The sequence below is a fragment of the Streptomyces sp. NPDC000880 genome, assembly GCF_053599675.1.
In genome coordinates, this window is the sequence record NZ_JBSFMS010000027.1 from 19,146 (window position 1) to 36,737 (window position 17,592).

15 protein-coding genes and 3 pseudogenes are annotated in these 17,592 nt (G+C 69.4%); 8 read left to right on the top strand and 10 right to left on the bottom strand.

The genetic code is table 11. From position 1 onward, the window contains the following. The first annotated feature begins 184 nt into the window (after positions 1-184). The 5 genes from ACWDO5_RS12040 to ACWDO5_RS12060 all read left to right on the top strand — a co-directional run bounded on the left by ACWDO5_RS12040 (position 185) and on the right by ACWDO5_RS12060 (position 5,771). The gene (locus ACWDO5_RS12040) at positions 185-1,195 is read left to right on the top strand and encodes a polyprenyl synthetase family protein (RefSeq protein ID WP_450530194.1); all 1,011 of its coding nucleotides are present in this window, start codon (positions 185-187) and stop codon (positions 1,193-1,195) included. 462 nt (positions 1,196-1,657) lie between these two features. Then, complete coding sequence (locus ACWDO5_RS12045; RefSeq protein ID WP_450530195.1) at positions 1,658-2,374, top strand: CHRD domain-containing protein; 717 nt, start codon at positions 1,658-1,660, stop codon at positions 2,372-2,374. Positions 2,375-2,548: 174 nt separating this feature from the next. Further along, the gene (locus ACWDO5_RS12050; RefSeq protein WP_450530196.1) at positions 2,549-3,781 is read left to right on the top strand and encodes a LolA family protein; all 1,233 of its coding nucleotides are present in this window, start codon (positions 2,549-2,551) and stop codon (positions 3,779-3,781) included. Positions 3,782-3,883: 102 nt separating this feature from the next. Next, the gene (locus tag ACWDO5_RS12055; protein WP_450530197.1) at positions 3,884-4,846 is read left to right on the top strand and encodes an ABC transporter ATP-binding protein; all 963 of its coding nucleotides are present in this window, start codon (positions 3,884-3,886) and stop codon (positions 4,844-4,846) included. Continuing rightward, a complete protein-coding gene (locus ACWDO5_RS12060) occupies positions 4,833-5,771 on the top strand; it encodes an ABC transporter permease (RefSeq protein ID WP_450530198.1) in 939 nt (312 codons plus the stop codon). The genes ACWDO5_RS12055 and ACWDO5_RS12060 overlap by 14 nt, the downstream gene beginning before the upstream one ends. Here ACWDO5_RS12060 and ACWDO5_RS12065 read toward each other — a convergent pair. Then, the gene (locus tag ACWDO5_RS12065) at positions 5,761-6,357 is read right to left on the bottom strand and encodes an NADPH-dependent FMN reductase (RefSeq protein WP_450530199.1); all 597 of its coding nucleotides are present in this window, start codon (positions 6,355-6,357) and stop codon (positions 5,761-5,763) included. The two genes, ACWDO5_RS12060 and ACWDO5_RS12065, sit on opposite strands and share 11 nt — an antisense overlap. Between ACWDO5_RS12065 and ACWDO5_RS12070 the strand changes: the two are divergent. Together ACWDO5_RS12070 and ACWDO5_RS12075 are read left to right on the top strand one after the other, a co-directional pair. Continuing rightward, positions 6,325-6,906 (top strand): annotated as a pseudogene (locus ACWDO5_RS12070) (CGNR zinc finger domain-containing protein); the annotation flags it as partial. The gene ACWDO5_RS12065 and the pseudogene ACWDO5_RS12070 sit on opposite strands and share 33 nt — an antisense overlap. A 30-nt stretch (positions 6,907-6,936) precedes the next feature. Next, positions 6,937-7,380 carry an SRPBCC domain-containing protein gene (locus ACWDO5_RS12075; RefSeq protein ID WP_450530233.1) on the top strand — a complete coding sequence of 148 codons (444 nt, stop codon included), beginning with the start codon at positions 6,937-6,939 and terminating at the stop codon, positions 7,378-7,380. Positions 7,381-7,385: 5 nt separating this feature from the next. On the opposite strand, the pseudogene ACWDO5_RS12080 reads toward ACWDO5_RS12075, so the two are convergent. From ACWDO5_RS12080 to ACWDO5_RS12095, 4 genes and pseudogenes are all read right to left on the bottom strand, one after another. Continuing rightward, a pseudogene (locus ACWDO5_RS12080) lies at positions 7,386-7,641 on the bottom strand (winged helix-turn-helix transcriptional regulator); the annotation flags it as partial. A gap of 2 nt (positions 7,642-7,643) precedes the next feature. Then, positions 7,644-8,486 (bottom strand): membrane protein, encoded by an 843-nt coding sequence (locus tag ACWDO5_RS12085; RefSeq protein WP_450530200.1) that lies wholly within the window; start codon positions 8,484-8,486, stop codon positions 7,644-7,646. A gap of 136 nt (positions 8,487-8,622) precedes the next feature. Next, complete coding sequence (rarD, locus tag ACWDO5_RS12090) at positions 8,623-9,618, bottom strand: EamA family transporter RarD (protein WP_450530234.1); 996 nt, start codon at positions 9,616-9,618, stop codon at positions 8,623-8,625. 128 nt (positions 9,619-9,746) lie between these two features. Continuing rightward, a pseudogene (locus tag ACWDO5_RS12095) lies at positions 9,747-9,878 on the bottom strand (KR domain-containing protein); the annotation flags it as partial. Between the two features lie 52 nt (positions 9,879-9,930). Between ACWDO5_RS12095 and ACWDO5_RS12100 the strand changes: the two are divergent. Then, positions 9,931-10,341: a winged helix-turn-helix transcriptional regulator gene (locus ACWDO5_RS12100; RefSeq protein ID WP_450530235.1), complete on the top strand. Its 411-nt coding sequence runs from the start codon at positions 9,931-9,933 to the stop codon at positions 10,339-10,341. A gap of 49 nt (positions 10,342-10,390) precedes the next feature. On the opposite strand, the gene ACWDO5_RS12105 is transcribed toward ACWDO5_RS12100, so the two are convergent. The 5 genes from ACWDO5_RS12105 to ACWDO5_RS12125 all read right to left on the bottom strand — a co-directional run bounded on the left by ACWDO5_RS12105 (position 10,391) and on the right by ACWDO5_RS12125 (position 17,503). Beyond that, complete coding sequence (locus tag ACWDO5_RS12105; protein ID WP_450530201.1) at positions 10,391-11,452, bottom strand: 2-oxoacid:ferredoxin oxidoreductase subunit beta; 1,062 nt, start codon at positions 11,450-11,452, stop codon at positions 10,391-10,393. Beyond that, on the bottom strand, positions 11,445-13,385 hold the full coding sequence (locus tag ACWDO5_RS12110; RefSeq protein ID WP_450530202.1) for a 2-oxoacid:acceptor oxidoreductase subunit alpha: 1,941 nt from the start codon (positions 13,383-13,385) through the stop codon (positions 11,445-11,447). Before ACWDO5_RS12110 ends, ACWDO5_RS12105 begins: the two co-directional genes overlap by 8 nt. Positions 13,386-13,633: 248 nt before the next feature. Continuing rightward, the gene (locus ACWDO5_RS12115) at positions 13,634-14,293 is read right to left on the bottom strand and encodes a response regulator (protein ID WP_450530236.1); all 660 of its coding nucleotides are present in this window, start codon (positions 14,291-14,293) and stop codon (positions 13,634-13,636) included. A 172-nt stretch (positions 14,294-14,465) separates the two neighbouring features. After that, positions 14,466-15,857, bottom strand: a complete 1,392-nt coding sequence (locus ACWDO5_RS12120) for a sensor histidine kinase (RefSeq protein WP_450530203.1) — start codon at positions 15,855-15,857, stop codon at positions 14,466-14,468. A 461-nt stretch (positions 15,858-16,318) separates the two neighbouring features. Next, the gene (locus ACWDO5_RS12125; protein WP_450530204.1) at positions 16,319-17,503 is read right to left on the bottom strand and encodes a sensor histidine kinase; all 1,185 of its coding nucleotides are present in this window, start codon (positions 17,501-17,503) and stop codon (positions 16,319-16,321) included. Positions 17,504-17,592: the final 89 nt, after the last annotated feature.

Sequence of the window (17,592 nt, forward strand, 5' to 3'; positions counted from 1 at the left end):
GCATGACCTCAGCGGATGTTCCGGTCAAAGGGGCCACTCATGGTCGTATGGACTGATCACGAACATACCGGGGGAGGCGGGAAGGCGCTCATGGTGATCGAAAGGCGACCGGATACGCTGACTTGAGTGAACCCAGCGACACATCGACAATCCGTGTGATCGTCAGCAGACAGGAGATCCCCTCGTGACCGTCGTCGGGCCGTTCGGGCTGAGCGTGCGGGACCAGGCTCTTGAGGCCGATGTCCAGACCGGGTTGGCGGCTGTCGAGGCGGGACTGCTCGATGCCACCAAGAGCGAGGTGCCCTTCATCACGGAGGCCGCACGGCACCTTGTACGAGCCGGGGGCAAGCGCTTCCGGCCGCTGCTGGTGATGCTCGCGTCCCAGTTCGGCGATCCGTACGCGCCGGGTGTGGTGCCTTCGGCCGTGGTCGTCGAGCTCACCCATCTGGCGACGCTGTACCACGACGATGTGATGGACGAGGCCGATGTGCGGCGCGGCGTGGACAGCGCCAACGCCCGCTGGGGCAACTCGGTGGCGGTGCTGACCGGCGACTTCCTGTTCGCGCGGGCCTCGCACATACTGGCCGACCTTGGCCCGGAGGCCGTCCGCATCCAGGCGGAGGCCTTCGAGCGGCTGGTCACCGGCCAGATCCTGGAGACGGCGGGGCCGCGCGACGGCCGCGACCCGGTCGAGCACTACCTCGATGTCATCGGGGGCAAGACGGGGTCGCTGATCGCGGTCTCGGGCCGGTTCGGCGCGATGATGTCGGGCGCGGACGAGGGTGTCGTGGACATCCTCACCCAGTACGGGGAGCGGCTCGGCATGGCGTTCCAGCTCGCCGACGACGTACTTGACATCGCCAGCGACACGCACGAGTCGGGCAAGACGCCAGGCACGGATCTGCGCGAGGGCATCCCGACGCTGCCGGTGCTGCATCTGCGCGCGCAGGCGGCGGCGCAGGGGCGGGCCGAGGACCTGGAGCTCGTCGCCCTGCTCGACGGGGATCTGACGGACGACGCCCGGCACGCCGAGGCGCTGCGGCTGCTGCGCGTGCACCCGGCGCTGGAGCAGGCCAGGCGGGACACCGTGCGGTATGCGCAGGAGGCGCGGGCGATGCTCGCTCCGCTGCCCGGGTGCTTTGCGAAGGCCGCCCTGGAAGAGCTCTGCGACGCGGTGGTCCACAGGGCCGGCTGACCGGCCTGATACCACGGCCGCGGTCGGCTCCGGGATCACCTCGGATCTTGTGACGCAGGGCACATTCTTGGATTGGGTCTAACCTCGGATCCACTCCGTACTCATGTCCGGAAGCCGACGCACCGGGCGTAGGCACCAGTGCGGGGAGATTTCAGAATGAAGCGCAACAAGGCCCTCCTTAAGCGCAACAAGGCCCCCCTTATCGGTACCACCGCCGTCGCCGCCGCAGCAGCGTAAACCTGGCTGTTCTGCCGGCCTTCGCCGACAGCAAGAGCTAGGGGCACGGGGACAGCGGCGCGAGCGTCTCGGTGCAGAGCGGCTCGGGCAGCGGCGGCTCGGACCGCGGCGCCTCCCTCTTCGTGGCGAGCCTGAACGGCGCGAACGAGGTGCCGGTGCAGGGCGGACCCGCCGTCGGGGACCGCGACGCGCCGCGCTGGAGTTTGTGAAGGTCAAGGGGGCAAGGTGTCCGTCGCCGTGAAGTTCCGCGGCGCCGACAAGCCGACCGCGCTCCACATCCACCAGGGTGCGAAGGGGACCAACGGCGGCATCAAGATCGACTTTACGGAGCTGCTCAGCAAGGGCAAGACCCAGTCCAAGGGCTGGACCGGCGCGGTCACCGGCACGGTGAAGGTCAAGGACAAGGCGGTGCTCGACGCGTTCAAGACCGACCCGAACGACTTCTACGCCAATCTGCACACCGCGCAGTTCCCCGGCGGCGCCGTCCGCGGCCAGTTCCACAAGGTGACCGGCTCCTTCAACTTCGCCGTCGCCCTCGACAACTTCCAGGCCTCCGTGGTCACGGGTGAGCAGATCTACGAGTGCAAGAAGGGCGACGACGGCAAGCTCTCCTTCCAGCAGCGCGATGTCCGCGCCGTCCTCGGCGGGAACATCGACCACTCCTTCATCGCCCCCGGCTCCGGTACGCCGCAGTGGGTCGCGCAGGACCACAGCGCCGTCACCGGCAAGGTGATCAGCAAGACCCCGAACGGCGACAAGAACATCCCCGAACTGGACCTGAAGGCCACCCAGTCCGGCAAGAAGCGGGGGCTGTTCGCCGGCACCCAGGAGATCTTCCGGCTGAACACCGTGGGCGGCGGCATCGCCCCGGCCGGCAGCTGCGAGAAGGGGGCGATCGTCGGCGTCCCCTACGGGGCGGACTACGTCTTCATCCAGAGGTAACCCGTCCGGCAGCAGGGCTCATGGCGCTTCCCCTACTGGTTGGGGGAGGCGCCGCGGCCTACTGTCATCCCATAGCAGTACGCCAAGTTGCTCCCGCGGTCTGACGCTTCTGCAGGCCCCATTTGGTCAGATGAATACCACCACCCCTGACCAACCACGGAGGTAGGGCTCACCATGGCACCGAACGACAGCGCACAGACCACCGAAGAGGCCCAGGACCTCGCAGCGGGCCGCCGCAAGGCAGCGCGCTACATCGTCCCGGCCGCGGTGGCCGGGGTGACGGCGGCGACCATCGGGCTCGTCCCGGCGCTCGCTGCCGCCGGTGACCCCAATCTTCCGAAGATCACCGCGCAGGAACTCATCGCGAAGATGGCTGCGTCGGACACCCAGCAGCTCTCCGGCACGGTGAAGATCAACACGGACCTCGGCATTCCGTCCCTGGCCGGCCTCAGCGACCTGGGCGGCGGCTCCCTCGCCCCCAAGGGTAAGAATGGGGATACGGGCTCCTCAGCGTCGCCGGACAGCAAGCTGCTGGAGCTCGCCTCCGGCTCGCACACCCTGCGGGTCGCGGCCGACGGCCCCGACAAGCAGAAGGTGTCCATCCTTCAGAACACCGCCGAGTACAGCATGATCCACAACGGTGGCCAGTTCTGGGCATACGACAGCGCGTCGAACGAGGCCTTCCACGCAAAGGACGACGGTTCCGGCAAGGGGCACGAGGCCGCGCCGAAGGACCTGCCGACCACGCCCAAGGAGCTCGCCGACCAGGCTCTGAAGGCCGCGGACAAGACCACGTCGGTGACCGTGGGCGGCACCGCGCAGGTGGCCGGCCGCGATGCGTACCAGCTGGTCATCGAGCCGAAGCAGAGCGGTTCGACGGTCGGCTCGATCAAGATCGCGGTGGACGCGAAGAACGGCGTGCCGCTGAAGTTCACGCTCACACCGAGCAGCGGCGGCAAGGCCGCGATCGACGCCGGCTTCACCAAGGTCGACTTCTCCAAGCCGGCCGCGTCCACCTTCGGCTTCACCCCGCCCAAGGGCGCCAAGGTGACCGAGGCCGACAAACTGCAGAAGGAGAAGGGCCAGGGGAACGACGCCAAGAACCATGACGCGGTCAAGGGCCTGGAGGACTTCCAGGGGCTGAACATGATCGGCAAGGGCTGGACCTCCATTGCCAAGATCCAGGCGCCGGGCGGCGCGGGCCTGACCGCACCGAAGGACGGCACGGCCCCCCCGGAGGCCGAGAAGTTCCTGAACGCGCTGGGCGACAAGGTCAACGGGAAGTTCGGCTCGGGCACGGTCTTCAAGACCCGTCTGGTCAATGCCCTCATGACGGACAACGGCACGGTCTACGTCGGCGCCGTGACCAAGGACGCGCTCGTGAAGGCCGCAAACGAGGCCAAGTAACACAAGTAACACAATGGGCACCTGCCTCCGCCCCGCCGTACGCTCCGTACGGTGGGGCGGAGCGCTGACCCGAGTGAACGGGGGACCGGAATGACATCCGTCATGGAGAGTGCCGACGAGACCGGCGTCGAGACTGTCATCGAGACGCGCGGGCTCACCAAGCGTTACCGGGGCGGGCAGTTGGCCGTCGACGGGCTCGATCTCACCGTGCCCGCCGGCAGTGTCTTCGGATTCCTCGGCCCCAACGGGTCGGGCAAGACCACCACCATCCGGATGCTGATGGGACTCATCGACCCCACCGCGGGCAGCGCCACTGTCCTCGGCAGACCCATGCCACGTGCCGTGCGCACGGTGCTGCCGCAGGTGGGCGCGCTGATCGAAGGGCCCGCGCTGTACGGGTTCCTGACCGGGCGGGACAATCTGCTGCGCTACGACTCCGCCGACCCGAGCGCCGATCCGCGTACCCGCAGCTCCCGCGTCGCCGCCGCGCTGGACCGGGTCGGGCTCACCTCGGCCGCGGGCAAGAAGGCCAAGGCGTACTCCCTCGGGATGAAACAGCGGCTCGGGCTCGCGGCCGCGTTGCTGCAGCCCCGCAGACTTCTGGTACTCGATGAGCCGACGAACGGCCTCGATCCGCAGGGCATGCGGGAAATCCGTTCCCTGGTACGGGAGTTGGCGGCTGACGGCACCACCGTCTTTCTCTCGTCCCATCTCCTCGACGAGATCGAGCAGGTCTGCACGCATGCCGCTGTGATGGCTCAGGGGCGGCTGCTTACCCAGGGGCCGGTCGCTGATCTCGCGGCGGGCGCCCGGGGCAGGCTGGCCGTCGTCACGCCCGACCCGGGGGACGCGGCCCGGCTGCTCAAGGAACTGGGGGTCACCGAGCTGACCGTCGACGAGGACCGGCTGACCGGTGAGCTGCCGGCCGCGGACGTGGAGCTGGCGGAGCTCAATGCCGCGCTGGTGAACGGCGGTGTACGGGTGCGAGGGTTCGGGATCGAGCGCGCCTCGCTGGAGGACGCTTTCGTAGCGCTTACCGGGGAGGGATTCGATGTCGCGGGTTGAGGAGGTCGAGGGGGCCGGGACGGTCGCGACGGCTGACGCGACGGCAGACGGGACGGCTGACGCGACCGGGACGCTTCGCAGGCCCAGCCCGCTGTGGACCCTGGGGCTGTTCCGCTCCGAGCTGACCACCACCTTCCGGCGCTGGCGCACGCTCGCGCTGCTGGGGGTCCTGGCAGCGGTCCCCGTACTGATCGGCATCGCTGTGAAGATCGAGACGAGCGACGGCGGTCCGGTCGGTGACGGCAGCGGGCAGGGCCCGGCCTTCATCACCCAGATCACCAACAACGGGCTGTTCCTGGTCTTCGCCGCGCTCGCCGCGACCCTGCCGGTCTTCCTCCCGATGGCCATCGGCGTCGTCGCGGGCGATGGGATCGCGGGCGAGGCGAACTCCGGCACCCTGCGCTATCTGCTGGTCGCCCCGGCCGGACGTACCCGGCTGCTGTTCGCCAAGTACGCCGCGACCTGCGCGTTCTGCCTGGTCGCGACCCTGGTCGTGGCGGCTTCGGCGCTCGCGGTCGGGGCGCTGCTCTTTCCGCTCGGCGATGTCGTCACGATCTCCGGCACCCGGATCTCGTTCGGGGACGGGCTGCTGCGGGCCGCACTGGTCGCGGTCGTCGTCGCGGCCTCGCTGACCGGGATCGCGGCGCTCGGCCTGTTCGTCTCGACCCTGACAGCCAGCGGCATCGGGGCGATGGCGACGACGGTCGGGCTGCTGATCACGGTGCAGATCCTGGACACGATTCCGCAGCTGCACGGGATCCACCCCTACCTCTTCCCGCACTACTGGCTGTCCTTCGCGGACCTCATGCGGGAGCCCGTCTACTGGGACGAGGTGGTCAAGAACCTCGGCCTGCAGGGGGTGTACGTGGCGGTGTTCGGGTCGGCGGCGTGGGCCCGCTTCACGGCGAAGGACATCACGGCGTAGCCGGAGCGACTGGCGTACGTCCCAAGCCCCCAGGATGACTGCATGCGTGCGCAGTGTGTGCACACACATGCAACAGTACCTTCGCGTCGCCGCTGGGCACCGCGGGGTCCTTGAGCGAGCCGTCGGCGCTGAAGAGCTGGTAGTAGCGGGGGAAGGAGACGTAGTCGCGGACCGTGTGGGCCTGCAGTTCGCCGAAGACCTGCCGCAGTTGTTCCACCGGGAGGATGCCGCCGCTTCCGCCGCTGTAGCCGACGAAGCCGATCGGCTTGGCTGCCCACTCGGTGTAGTGCCAGTCGATGGCGGCCTTCAGCGAGGCGGGGAAACTGCGGTTGTACTCCGGCGTGACCACGACGATCACGTTGGCCGTCTCGTGCGACTGGACCGTCGATCCTTCCGGCAGTTGCCCGTATCCGCGCAGGCGCTCGATGAGAGCGCTGTTGTCCTCGAGTTCGTGGCCCAGCGCCGCGGCCGAGAAGTCGGCTTGCGCGTGTGGGTCGGACGTATCGATGACGAGCTTCCAGTGCAGGTCATGGTAACCAGTTATATTGGTTACATGAACGGGCCCGCAATAGGTCTGACTCTGCACACCCCGGAAGGCCGTCCGTACCGTTTCGACCCCGGAGCGCTGAGCCTTGAGCTGCTGCCCACCGGTGGACCGGGCGGCTTCGCGCGGTACGAGGTGCTGCACGAGCCAGCCGACCTGGTGCGCTGGGCGGCGGAGAGCCGGCTGCCCGCCGGTCTGGAACCGGTTGTCGGCGCTGAGGAGTTGGCGGCGGCCCGCGCGCTGCGGGACGCGCTGTGGCGGCTGACCGCCGACCGGGCGCACGGCCGTGAGCTGCGCCCCGCCGACTTGGCCGTGGTCAACGAGGCCGCGGCGCAGGCCCCGCCCGCTCCCCGGATCACCGCCGACGGCGAGCGCGGCTGGGCGCCCGGGGTCACCGGTACACAGCTGCTGTCGGCGGTGGCGCGCGACGCGGTGGATCTGTTCACCGGGCCCTACGCACACCGCATCCGCGAATGCGGCTCGCACGACTGCTACCTGCTCTTCGTCGACACCTCACGACCGGGCCGCCGCCGCTGGTGCGCGATGGAACGGTGCGGCAATCGCAACAAGGTGCGGGCGCACCGCGTCCGCCACGGGGAACGCGCAGAAGGAGACCAGGCGATGACCACAGAACGGCCCTCACAACGGCCCAAGGGACTGACCCAGGACGCCGGCTGGGAGATCGGTGTGTCGAAGACGCTGCGACTCCCCGTCTCCGCCGTGTGGGACTTCATCGCGAGCCCCGAGGGTGTCGCCCTCTGGCTCGGCAAGGGCACCCAACTGCCCACCGACAAGGGGGAGTCGTACGAAACCGGGGACGGCATCGCGGGCGAGCTGCGCAGCTATCGGCCCGGGGACCGGGTCCGGCTGACGTACGGCACGACCACCCTTCAGGTCGCGGTCTCCGCGTCGGGGTCGGGGTCGGGGTCGGGGGAGAAGACCGTACTCCGCTTCCATCAGGAGCACCTGGCGAACGCGGTGGAGCGTGAGCGGCAGCGGGCGCACTGGAAGGCCGTCATGGCCGATGTCGTACGGGCCCTGGTGCCTCGTCAGGTTGCGTCGTAGGCGGCGGGCGGGACGACCGGATGAACGGTGTGCTTCACGAGCCGTCCCGCTCCAGCTGACGCAGGGTCACCGTGGCATGCGCCGGCTGATCCCGTCGATCTCGCGGCGCAGCTCGGTGAAGCGCGGTACGCGACTGTCGAGCAGCGCGATGACCAGCAGTGGCCACGTGTCGGCGACCCGGTCGAGGATCTGGCGGACCCCGCAGTCCTCGCGGGCATACGAGTGGAAGGGGGGCCGGGCCTCCGGTGTCGGACAGGACAACTTCACATCGGGTCGATGTTCTCCGGTTCGTCCGCCGGACTCACGCGTCCTGGCGGGCGGGTGCGCCGCTCGGTGGACGGCCGGCCGGCCGTCGTGTCCCGCCTGCCACGTTCGTACGTGCCGGTGGCGCCGCGGGCCCGAGCCGCCTCCTGTTCGGCGGCCGACAGCCACCGCTCCCAACGGTGGCGCATCGGGTTGATCAGGCCGCCGCCGACGCCCACGATCAGGATGCCCGCGATCGCGGCGAGCGCCGCCGTGAGCACCGGGCCGGTCACCGAGGTCGCGATCTCCGCCTGGCTGAGCGCCGCGATCACGCCAAGCGCCACGATGAACGCCCAGGCCACCGTGGACAGGATCTTGCCGTACGAGGTCTCGCCCAGCGCCCCCTGGACGATGTCGCGTACCGCGCGTGCGATGGCCAGGGCCACGACGACGATCACACACGCGACGATCGCCTTCGGCAGCCACCCGACAACACTGTTGATCATGCCGCTGACCGGGTTCGGTCCGAAGACCCCGAAGCCCAGCTGCAGCGCGATCAGCAGGATCCCGTAGTAGAGGATCTTGACGAGGATCCCCGTCGCGTCGTACTTCGGCCCCTGCAGGGCATCGGCGACCCCGCTGCGTTCCGCGAGCCTCTCGAAGCCGACCTTGCGCAGCAGCCGGTCGGCGACCCGGGACACCAGCTTCGCCACGAACCAGCCGATGAGCAGGATGACCAGGAAGCCGATGAACTTCGGCACGAACCTGGCCACTGCCGACCACGCGTCGGTGATGCCCTGTCCGAAGTCGACGGAAAGGGCGAGGCGTGGCGGAACGAGGGGCTGGGCGAGGGGCTGCCACATGACGCACTCACTCCGCTCCGGGGTCCGCGCACATCGGGGCCTGTACTTCCGGTGGTAGCACCGGTCGGGCGGTGGGGGCCTGCGCCCAGCCCCGCAGGTGGGCCGATCGAGTGTTAATTCCCCGGGGACTGATGCGTCAGGCAGTGGGCTCCGCAGGAGCCGGCGTCGGAGCGGGAGTGGGAACAGGAGCAGCAGCCGGAGCCGGAGCAGCAGCCGTCGCCGCGGCCAGCCGCAGCGCCGCCGCCCTCGTACGCCGTGCCGTTCGCAGCGCGTCCCAAGTCAGACAGGTCAGCGCCAGCCACACCAGCCCGAAGCCGGCCCACCGCTCGGCCGGCATCTCCTCGTGGAAGTAAAGGATCCCCAGCAGGAACTGGAAGACCGGCGCCAGGTACTGCAGCAGCCCCAGCGTCGAGAGCGGTACCCGGATCGCCGCCGCGCCGAAGCAGATCAGCGGTGCCGCGGTCACCACTCCCGTCGCGACGAGCAGCGCAGCATGCCCCGCGCCGTGCGTCCCCAAGGTGGCGGACCCGTCCGCGCCGAGCCAGAGCAGAAAGCCGAGCGCCGGGAGGAACTGGATCGCGGTCTCGGCGGCCAGCGACTCGAGCGCGCCGATGTTGACCTTCTTCTTGACCAGGCCGTACGTCGCGAACGAGAAGGCCAGCACCAGCGAGATCCACGGCGGCTGCCCGTACCCGATCGCCAGCACCAGCACCGCGGCGAAGCCGGTGCCGACCGCCGCCCACTGCGCCCGCCGCAGCCGCTCCTTCAGCAGCAGCACGCCCATCGCGATGGTGACCAGCGGGTTGATGAAGTAGCCGAGCGACGCCTCGACGACATGGCCGGAGTTCACGGCCCAGATGTAGAGGCCCCAGTTGACGGTGATCGCGGCTGCGGCGACCGTGATCAGCCCCAGCTTGCGGGGCTGCCGCATCAGCTCCCGCATCCAGTTCCACCGCTTCAGCGCCAGCAGCGCGACGGCGACGAGGGCCAGCGACCAGACCATCCGGTGGGCCAGGATCTCCGCCGCTCCCGACGGCTTCAGCAGCGGCCAGAAGAGCGGGACGATGCCCCACATTCCGTAGGCCCCGATCCCGTACAGCAGTCCCGCCCGCTGTTCACCGTCCGACTTCACTGACCCCTCCGGTCCTGCGCGCATCACCACGAAGAAGGTACGCGGCACAGGGGCGGGCTGTCATGCCCGTATCGCTATACGGTCATGACGAAGCTTGGACGGTCAGGGGCAGGCGGTCGGTCAGTGGGTCAGGCGGTGGCGAGCGCCGCCGCCACCGAATCGGCGAGCGGCGTCGTGGGCCGCCCGGACAGCCGCGCCAGGTCACCCGTCGTGCCCGCCAGCAGCCCGCGTCCTACCGCGGCGTCGACGTCGACGAGGAGCAGCTGGTCGACGACGAGACGGCCAAGGGCTCCGGTGGCTCCGGTGACGACGATGGTCATGGGCAGTTTCAAGGCGATGTGCCCCTCGCGTCTGATCCTTGAGCACGTCACCAGCCGCTGGGGTGTGCTCGTTCTCGCCGCGCTGCTGGATCGCTCGTACCGCTTCAGCGAGCTGCGCCGGGAGGTCGGCGGCGTCAGCGAGAAGATGCTCGCCCAGACCCTCCAGACGCTCCAGACCCTCCAGACGCTGGAGCGCGACGGCTTTGTGCACCGCGACGCCAAGCCGGTGATCCCGCCGCGTGTCGACTACTCGCTGACCGCGCTCGGCAAGGAGGCCGCCGAGCAGGTGTGGGGGCTGGCCCGGTGGACGGAGAAGCGGGTGGACGAGGTGCTCGCCGCGCGTGCCGGGTACGACGAGGCGAAGGAGCGGGCTGCCGCGCACGACGAAGCCCGGACCCCCTGACGGGAGATCCGGGCCTCGGAGGGGTGTGTGGTGCTCCGGTGCGTGGTGCTCAGCCGACGACGGTCCAGGTGTCGTTGCCCGCGAGCAGCGCGGCCAGGTCGCCCTTGCCGTTCTGCTCGATGGCGGTGTCGAGCTGGTCGGCCATCAGCGTGTCGTAGACCGGCCTCTCCACACTGCGCAGTACCCCGATGGGGGTGTGGTGCAGGGTGTCCGGGTCGGCGAGGCGGGAGAGCGCGAAGGCAGTGGTCGGGCTGGCGCTGTGCGCGTCGTGGACCAGGATCCGGCTCTCGTTCTCGGCCGTGACCTGCACGACCTTCAGATCGCCGGTCGCCTGATCCCGTACGACCCCCTTGTCGCCGTCGGTGCCGAAACGGATCGGCTGACCATGTTCGAGGCGGATGACCGCCTCCTGGGCCTGCTGCTTGTCCTTGAGCGCATCGAAAGCGCCGTCGTTGAAGATGTTGCAGTTCTGGTAGATCTCCACCAGCGCCGTGCCCTGGTGGTCGGCGGCCTGGCGCAGCACCTCGGTGAGGTGCTTGCGGTCGGAGTCGATGGTGCGAGCCACGAAGGACGCCTCCGCGCCGATCGCCAGCGACACCGGGTTGAAGGGCGCGTCCAGCGAGCCCATCGGCGTCGACTTGGTGATCTTGCCGACCTCGGAGGTCGGGCTGTACTGGCCCTTGGTGAGTCCGTAGATCCGGTTGTTGAAGAGCAGGATCTTCAGGTTCACATTGCGGCGCAGCGCGTGGATGAGGTGGTTGCCGCCGATGGACAGCGCGTCGCCGTCACCAGTGACGACCCAGACGGACAGGTCGCGGCGGGAGGAGGCGAGGCCGGTCGCGATGGCGGGGGCGCGGCCGTGGATGGAGTGCATCCCGTACGTGTTCATGTAGTACGGGAAGCGGGATGAGCAGCCGATTCCGGAGACGAAGACGATGTTCTCCTTCGCCAGACCGAGCTCGGGCATGAAGCCCTGCACGGCGGCGAGGATCGCGTAGTCACCGCAGCCTGGGCACCAGCGCACTTCCTGATCGGACTTGAAGTCCTTCATGGACTGCTTGGCCTCGGCCTTGGGAACCAGGGAGAGAAGACCGGACACCGTCTCAGTCATTGATGGCCTCCTTGAGAGCCGTGGCGAGCTGCTCGGCCTTGAACGGCATGCCGTTGACCTGGTTGTAGCTGTGCGCGTCAACCAGATACCTCGCCCGGATCAGGGTGGCGAGCTGTCCGAGGTTCATCTCGGGTACCACTACCTTCTCGTAACGCCCCAGAACCTCCCCGAGATTCCTCGGGAACGGGTTGAGGTTGCGCAGATGGGCCTGCGCGATGGGGATACCGGCCTTGCGCAGACGGCGTACGGCGGCGGTGATCGGCCCGTACGTCGATCCCCAGCCCAGGACCAGGGTCGTCGCGCCGTTCGGGTCGTCGACGCTCAGGTCCGGGACCTCGATGCCGTCGATCTTGGCCTGGCGGATACGGACCATGAAGTCGTGGTTGGCCGGGTCGTAGGAGATGTTGCCGGTGCCGTCCTGCTTCTCGATGCCGCCGATCCGGTGCTCGAGTCCGGGCGTCCCCGGAACCGCCCAGGGACGCGCCAGGGTCTGCGGATCACGCTTGTACGGCCAGAACACCTCCGTCCCGTCCGCCAGCTCGTGGTTGGGGCCGGTGGCGAACTGCACGTGCAGGTCGGGGAGTTCATCGATGTCCGGGATGCGCCACGGCTCGGAGCCGTTGGCCAGATAGCCGTCGCTCAGGAGGAAGACGGGGGTGCGGTAGGCGAGCGCGATGCGGGCCGCGTCGACGGCGGCGTCGAAGCAGTCGGCGGGCGTGCGCGGAGCGACGATCGGGACCGGGGCCTCGCCGTTCCTGCCGTACATGGCTTGGAGCAGGTCAGCCTGTTCGGTCTTGGTCGGCAGTCCGGTGGAGGGGCCGCCGCGCTGGATGGCGACCACGAGCAGCGGCAGCTCCAGGGAGACCGCGAGCCCGATCGTCTCCGACTTCAGCGACACACCAGGACCCGAAGTCGTGGTGACGGCGAGCGAGCCGCCGAAGGCTGCTCCGAGAGCCGCGCCGATAGCGGCGATCTCGTCCTCGGCCTGGAAGGTCCGTACGCCGAAGTTCTTGTGCTTGGAGAGCTCGTGCAGGATGTCGGAGGCCGGGGTGATGGGGTAAGAGCCCAGGTAGAGCGGCAGGTCGGCCTGCTTGCTCGCGGCGATCAAGCCGTAGGACAGGGCCAGGTTCCCGGAGATGTTCCGGTACGTACCGGTGGGGAACGCCTGGCTGGCGGGCGCGACTTCGTAGGAGACGGCGAAGTCCTCGGTCGTCTCGCCGAAGTTCCAGCCGGCCCGGAACGCCGCGATGTTCGCCTCGGCGATCTGCGGCTTCTTGGCGAACTTCGTCCGCAGGAAGGTCTCGGTGCCCTCGGTCGGCCGGTGGTACATCCAGCTCAGGAGCCCGAGCGCGAACATGTTCTTGGAGCGCTCGGCCTCCTTGCGGGAGAGCCCGGACTCCTTGAGCGCCTCGATGGTCAGCGTCGTCAGCGGCACGGGGTGGACGCGGTAGGCGTCCAGCGAGCCGTCCTCCAGCGGGGAGGTGTCGTAGCCGACCTTGGCCATCGCGCGCTTGGCGAATTCGTCGGTGTTGACGATGATCTCGCCCCCGCGCGGCACATCGGCGATGTTCGCCTTGAGGGCGGCCGGGTTCATCGCGACAAGCACGTTCGGCGCGTCGCCCGGGGTGAGGATGTCGTGGTCGGCGAAGTGCAGCTGGAAGCTGGAGACGCCTGGGAGGGTTCCGGCAGGCGCCCGGATCTCGGCGGGGAAGTTCGGCAGGGTGGAGAGGTCGTTTCCGAACGACGCGGTCTCAGAGGTGAACCTGTCACCCGTGAGCTGCATACCGTCACCGGAGTCACCCGCGAAGCGGATGATCACCCGGTCCAGTCGGTGGATCTCTTTGTCGCCGGCGGGTCTGCGCTGTCCGCCGACGACAGCCTCGTTATTGGCCTCGTCGGCCTGCTCGGCTGGGCTACTGACCTGGCTGGTCACTGGACTGGACCTCCTCGAGGCTGCTGCTCGGGCCCGGCCGGCCCACCGGCCGTCCCATTAGCCACCCTACGTCGGTAAGGGTGGCCTTCCCTGGACCGCTCATATGCCGGACATCCTTCTGAGGCACCCTGATGCCCTGGTTTGCCATATTCTGTTCGCCCCCTGGGTCCTTCTGGTAAGACGCTCCCCACTCATTCTTTGGTTCTAGGACTGTCAGTCGACTCAACATCTGACAGAGTGTCAGTCACTTACGAGTTGAGGTAGGTCAACACCGCCAGGACACGCCGGTGATCCCCGTCACTGGGGGACAGTCCGAGCTTGAGAAAGATGTTGCTGACATGCTTCTCCACCGCGCCGTCGCTCACCACCAGCTGTTTGGCGACCGCTGAATTCGTCCGTCCTTCGGCCATCAGACCGAGGACCTCCCGTTCGCGCGGGGTGAGACCGGCCAGCACATCCTGCTTACGGCTGCGGCCCAGCAGCTGAGCGACGACCTCGGGGTCCAGCGCGGTGCCGCCCTGCGCCACGCGGACCACGGCGTCCACGAACTCGCGCACCTCGGCCACGCGGTCCTTGAGCAGATACCCCACGCCGCGGCTGCTGGCCGCGAGCAGCTCGGTGGCGTACTGCTCCTCGACGTACTGCGAAAGGACCAGCACGCCGATCCCGGGGTGGTCCCGGCGCAGCCGCACCGCCGCTCGTACACCCTCGTCCGTATGAGTGGGCGGCATCCGCACGTCGGCGACCACGACATCCGGAAGCGCCTCCTGGGCGGCCAGGTCCCCGACCGTCTTGATCAGCGCTTCCGCGTCCCCCACACCGGCCACGACGTCGTGCCCGCGGTCCGTCAGCAGCCGGGTCAGGCCCTCCCGAAGCAGCACTGAATCCTCGGCGATGACCACTCGCACTCTGTCCTTCACGACCCTGAAGCCCCCATGCCGTTCTGCTGCCACCCCTGCGTCTTCCAGCATCCCAGTATTCGGACCGGACCGCGCCCAGGCTTGGGGAATCGACGGGATTGGGTTTCCGGGGGCCTGGTGCCCGGGGGTGGCCATCGGTGTGGTGATCGGTGGCACGGGGTTAGCCGCGCCAGGGGAGCTCGGCGGTCACCGTCGTCGGGCCGCCGGGGGGCGAGTCCACGGCCAGGATTCCGTCCACGGCGTCCAGCCGTTCGGCCAGGCCCGCGAGACCACTGCCCGCCGAGTCCGCGGCCCAGTCGCTGACGGGCAACGCCGCGCCGCCGCGGCCGTCGTCGGTGACCTGCAGCATCAGCCGGTCCTGGGAGCGCCAGACGTCCACCGACGCGCGGCCGGCCCGGGCGTGCTTGCTGACGTTCTGCAACAGCTCGGAGACGGTGAAGTACGCGATGCCCTCGATGGCGGGCGCGGGCCTGGAAGGCAGGTCCACCCTGACCGACACCGGGACCGTGCAGCGGGACGCGATGGCGGAGAGGGCCGCGTCCAGGCCGCGGTCGGTCAGTACGGCGGGGTGGATACCGCGGGCCAGATCCCGCAGCTCCTGCAGCACCACCTTCACCTCGCCGTGCGCCTCGTCGACCATTCGGGCGGCCGCGTCCGGGTCCTCGAGCAGCTTCTCCTTGGCGAGACCCAGGTCGATGGCGAGGGCGACCAGCCGGGCCTGCGCGCCGTCGTGCAGGTCGCGCTCGATGCGGCGCAGGTCGGCGGCCGCCGTGTCGACGACCACGCCCCGGTCCGACTCCAGCTCGACGACGCGGGTGGCGAGCGTGGAGGGTCCGAGGAGCCCGGTGACCATGAGCCGGTCGACGGAGGCCAGGCCACGGATCAGCCAGGGGGTCGCGAGAACCAGCACCAGGCCGGCCGCTGCGGTCGCGCCGATCTCGAAGGGGGTGTCGAGGTAGAAATCGTTGCCGCCGGTGTCGCCGTAGAGCGCGATGCCGGGCCGGCCGAGGTAACGGGGGAAGGTCCACCGCCACAGCGGGTAGAGAAGCAAGCCCCAGCCGGTGACCCAGAAGGTGACCGAAACGGTGAAGGCGAAGATCGCCCAGGGGAAATGCAGTATCGCGTAGAGCAGATGCCGCCAGGAGGCGCCGCTCTTGAGGACCGCGCCGACCCAGGGCATCAGCCCGCTTTTTCGGGCGCGTACGGGAGCGGGGTCGTCGACGCACAGCCGCAGCAGCCCCCGGGCGCGTGCCCGCTCCAGCGCGCCGAGGCCACGGCAGCCGGTCAGCCCCGCGGCGAGCACCGGAATGCCGAGGAAGGTGATGAGCAGACCCGAGCCGAGGGAGATGGTCGTGACGGCGAAGGTGAAGAACACGATGCTGATCGGCAGGCTCAGCAGCAGATAGCCGAACTCGCGCCAGGTGCGGCCCTCGAGCGGCGCGCGCAGAGCCGGGGGGAGGAGATGGCCCCGGGGCTCCTGCCGCTCCTGATGGTCCAGATGCCCCTGCCGCTGCGGTCGCTGTGCTCGCTCCGGTCGGTAATCCGTGGCCATCGAAGTCGTCCGTTCTGCGATGCGGGCTGTCGTGCCTCAAGACTGCGGCGGGGCGGGGACCCGCACCATGAGGGCCGTTACCGTGTTGGGCCGGGGGTTTTCCCCACCATGGGCGCCGCCGGGGCTCGTGGATGCACGCCGCCGTGGGAGAGCCGAAGAGGACAGGCGGGCCCCGAACGGGACAGGCGGGCAACGGGACAGGCGGGCCTTCGAGCCGGACAGGCGGGCCCCGAAGAGGACAGGCGGGCCCCGAACGGGACACGCGGGCAAACGGGACAGGCGGGCCTTCGAGCCGGACAGGCGGGCCCCGAACGGGACAGGCGGGCCCCGAACGGGACAGGCGGGCAAACGGGACAGGCGGGCCTTCGAGCGGGACAGGCGGGCCCCGAACGGGACAGGCGGGCCTTCGAAACAGAGAGGCGCGCCTTCCCCGAGCGGGAGAGGCGCGCCGCCGCAGGGGGTCAGCGATTGGCGCGCTCACGCCAGGGCAGCTCCGCTGTGACCGTCGTCGGCCCGCCCTCCGGCGAGTCCAGGACGAACAGCCCGTCCACCGCGCCCAGCCGCTCCGCGAGGCCGGCCATGCCCGTGCCGCCGTCCAGTCGCGCGCCGCCGCGCCCGTCGTCCGTGACCTGGATCAGCAGCCGGTCGTTCCCCCGCCACACATCCACAGTCACGCTCTTCGCCTGCGCGTGCTTGCTGACGTTCTGCAGCAGCTCAGAGACGGTGAAGTAGGCGATGCCCTCGATCGCCTCGGCCGGCCGCTCGGCCAAGTCGACGGTCACCTTCACCGGCGCCGTACAGCGGGAGGCGACCGAGGAGAGGGCCGCGTCCAGGCCGCGGTCGGTCAGTACGGCGGGGTGGATGCCGCGGGCCAGATCGCGCAGCTCCTGCAGCGCGATCTTCACCTCGCCGTGCGCCTCGTCGACCATCGCCGCCGCCGTATCGGGATCTTCGAGCAGCTTCTCCTTGGCGAGGCCGAGCCCCATGGCGAGCGCCACGAGCCGGGCCTGCGCGCCGTCGTGCAGGTCGCGCTCGATGCGGCGCAGGTCGGCGGCAGCCGTGTCGACGACGACGCCCCGGTCCGACTCCAGCTCGGCGATGCGCCGCTCCAGTTCGTCGGAGGGCGAAAGCAGCCCGCGGGCCATCGCCCGGTCGGCGTTGGTCAGGCCCCGCGCGATGAGGGGAAGCACGGGCCAGAGCACGAAAAGGCTCACCATCGTCACGCTGAACGTCAGCACGCCCCACGGCAGCCGGATGAAGGAGTACAGCACCGATCGCCACGCCACCGGGTCCTTCAGGCTCGTCCACAGCCGGGGGACGAGTCCCTCGTCGCGGTGCGGCCCGTGCAGCGGGCTCGGCTCGTCGATCCGTACGCCGAGCAGAGCGCGGGCCCGGGACCGCTCCGCCCGGCCGAGAAGACGCGCGCCCGCGAGCCCGACAGCGAGGAACGGCAGACCGATCACCGTTACGGACAGTCCCACGCCGATGAAAATCGTGGACGCCACATAGACAAAGCCGATCAGGGCGACCGGCAGATTGCCGAGGAGATACGCAATCTCCTTCCATGTGTGACGGTCGAAGGCGAAGCGCGGGGGCGGCGGCCGGCTGTCGCGGTCGTTGTCGTGGACGGTGATGCTCGCGGTCATGCGGCCCAGCCTGCCGGGCCCGGTCCCCGCACGCCATGGGGTACACGGGTGGGATGAAGTAGGGATAACCCCACCTGCTGCATTACGCG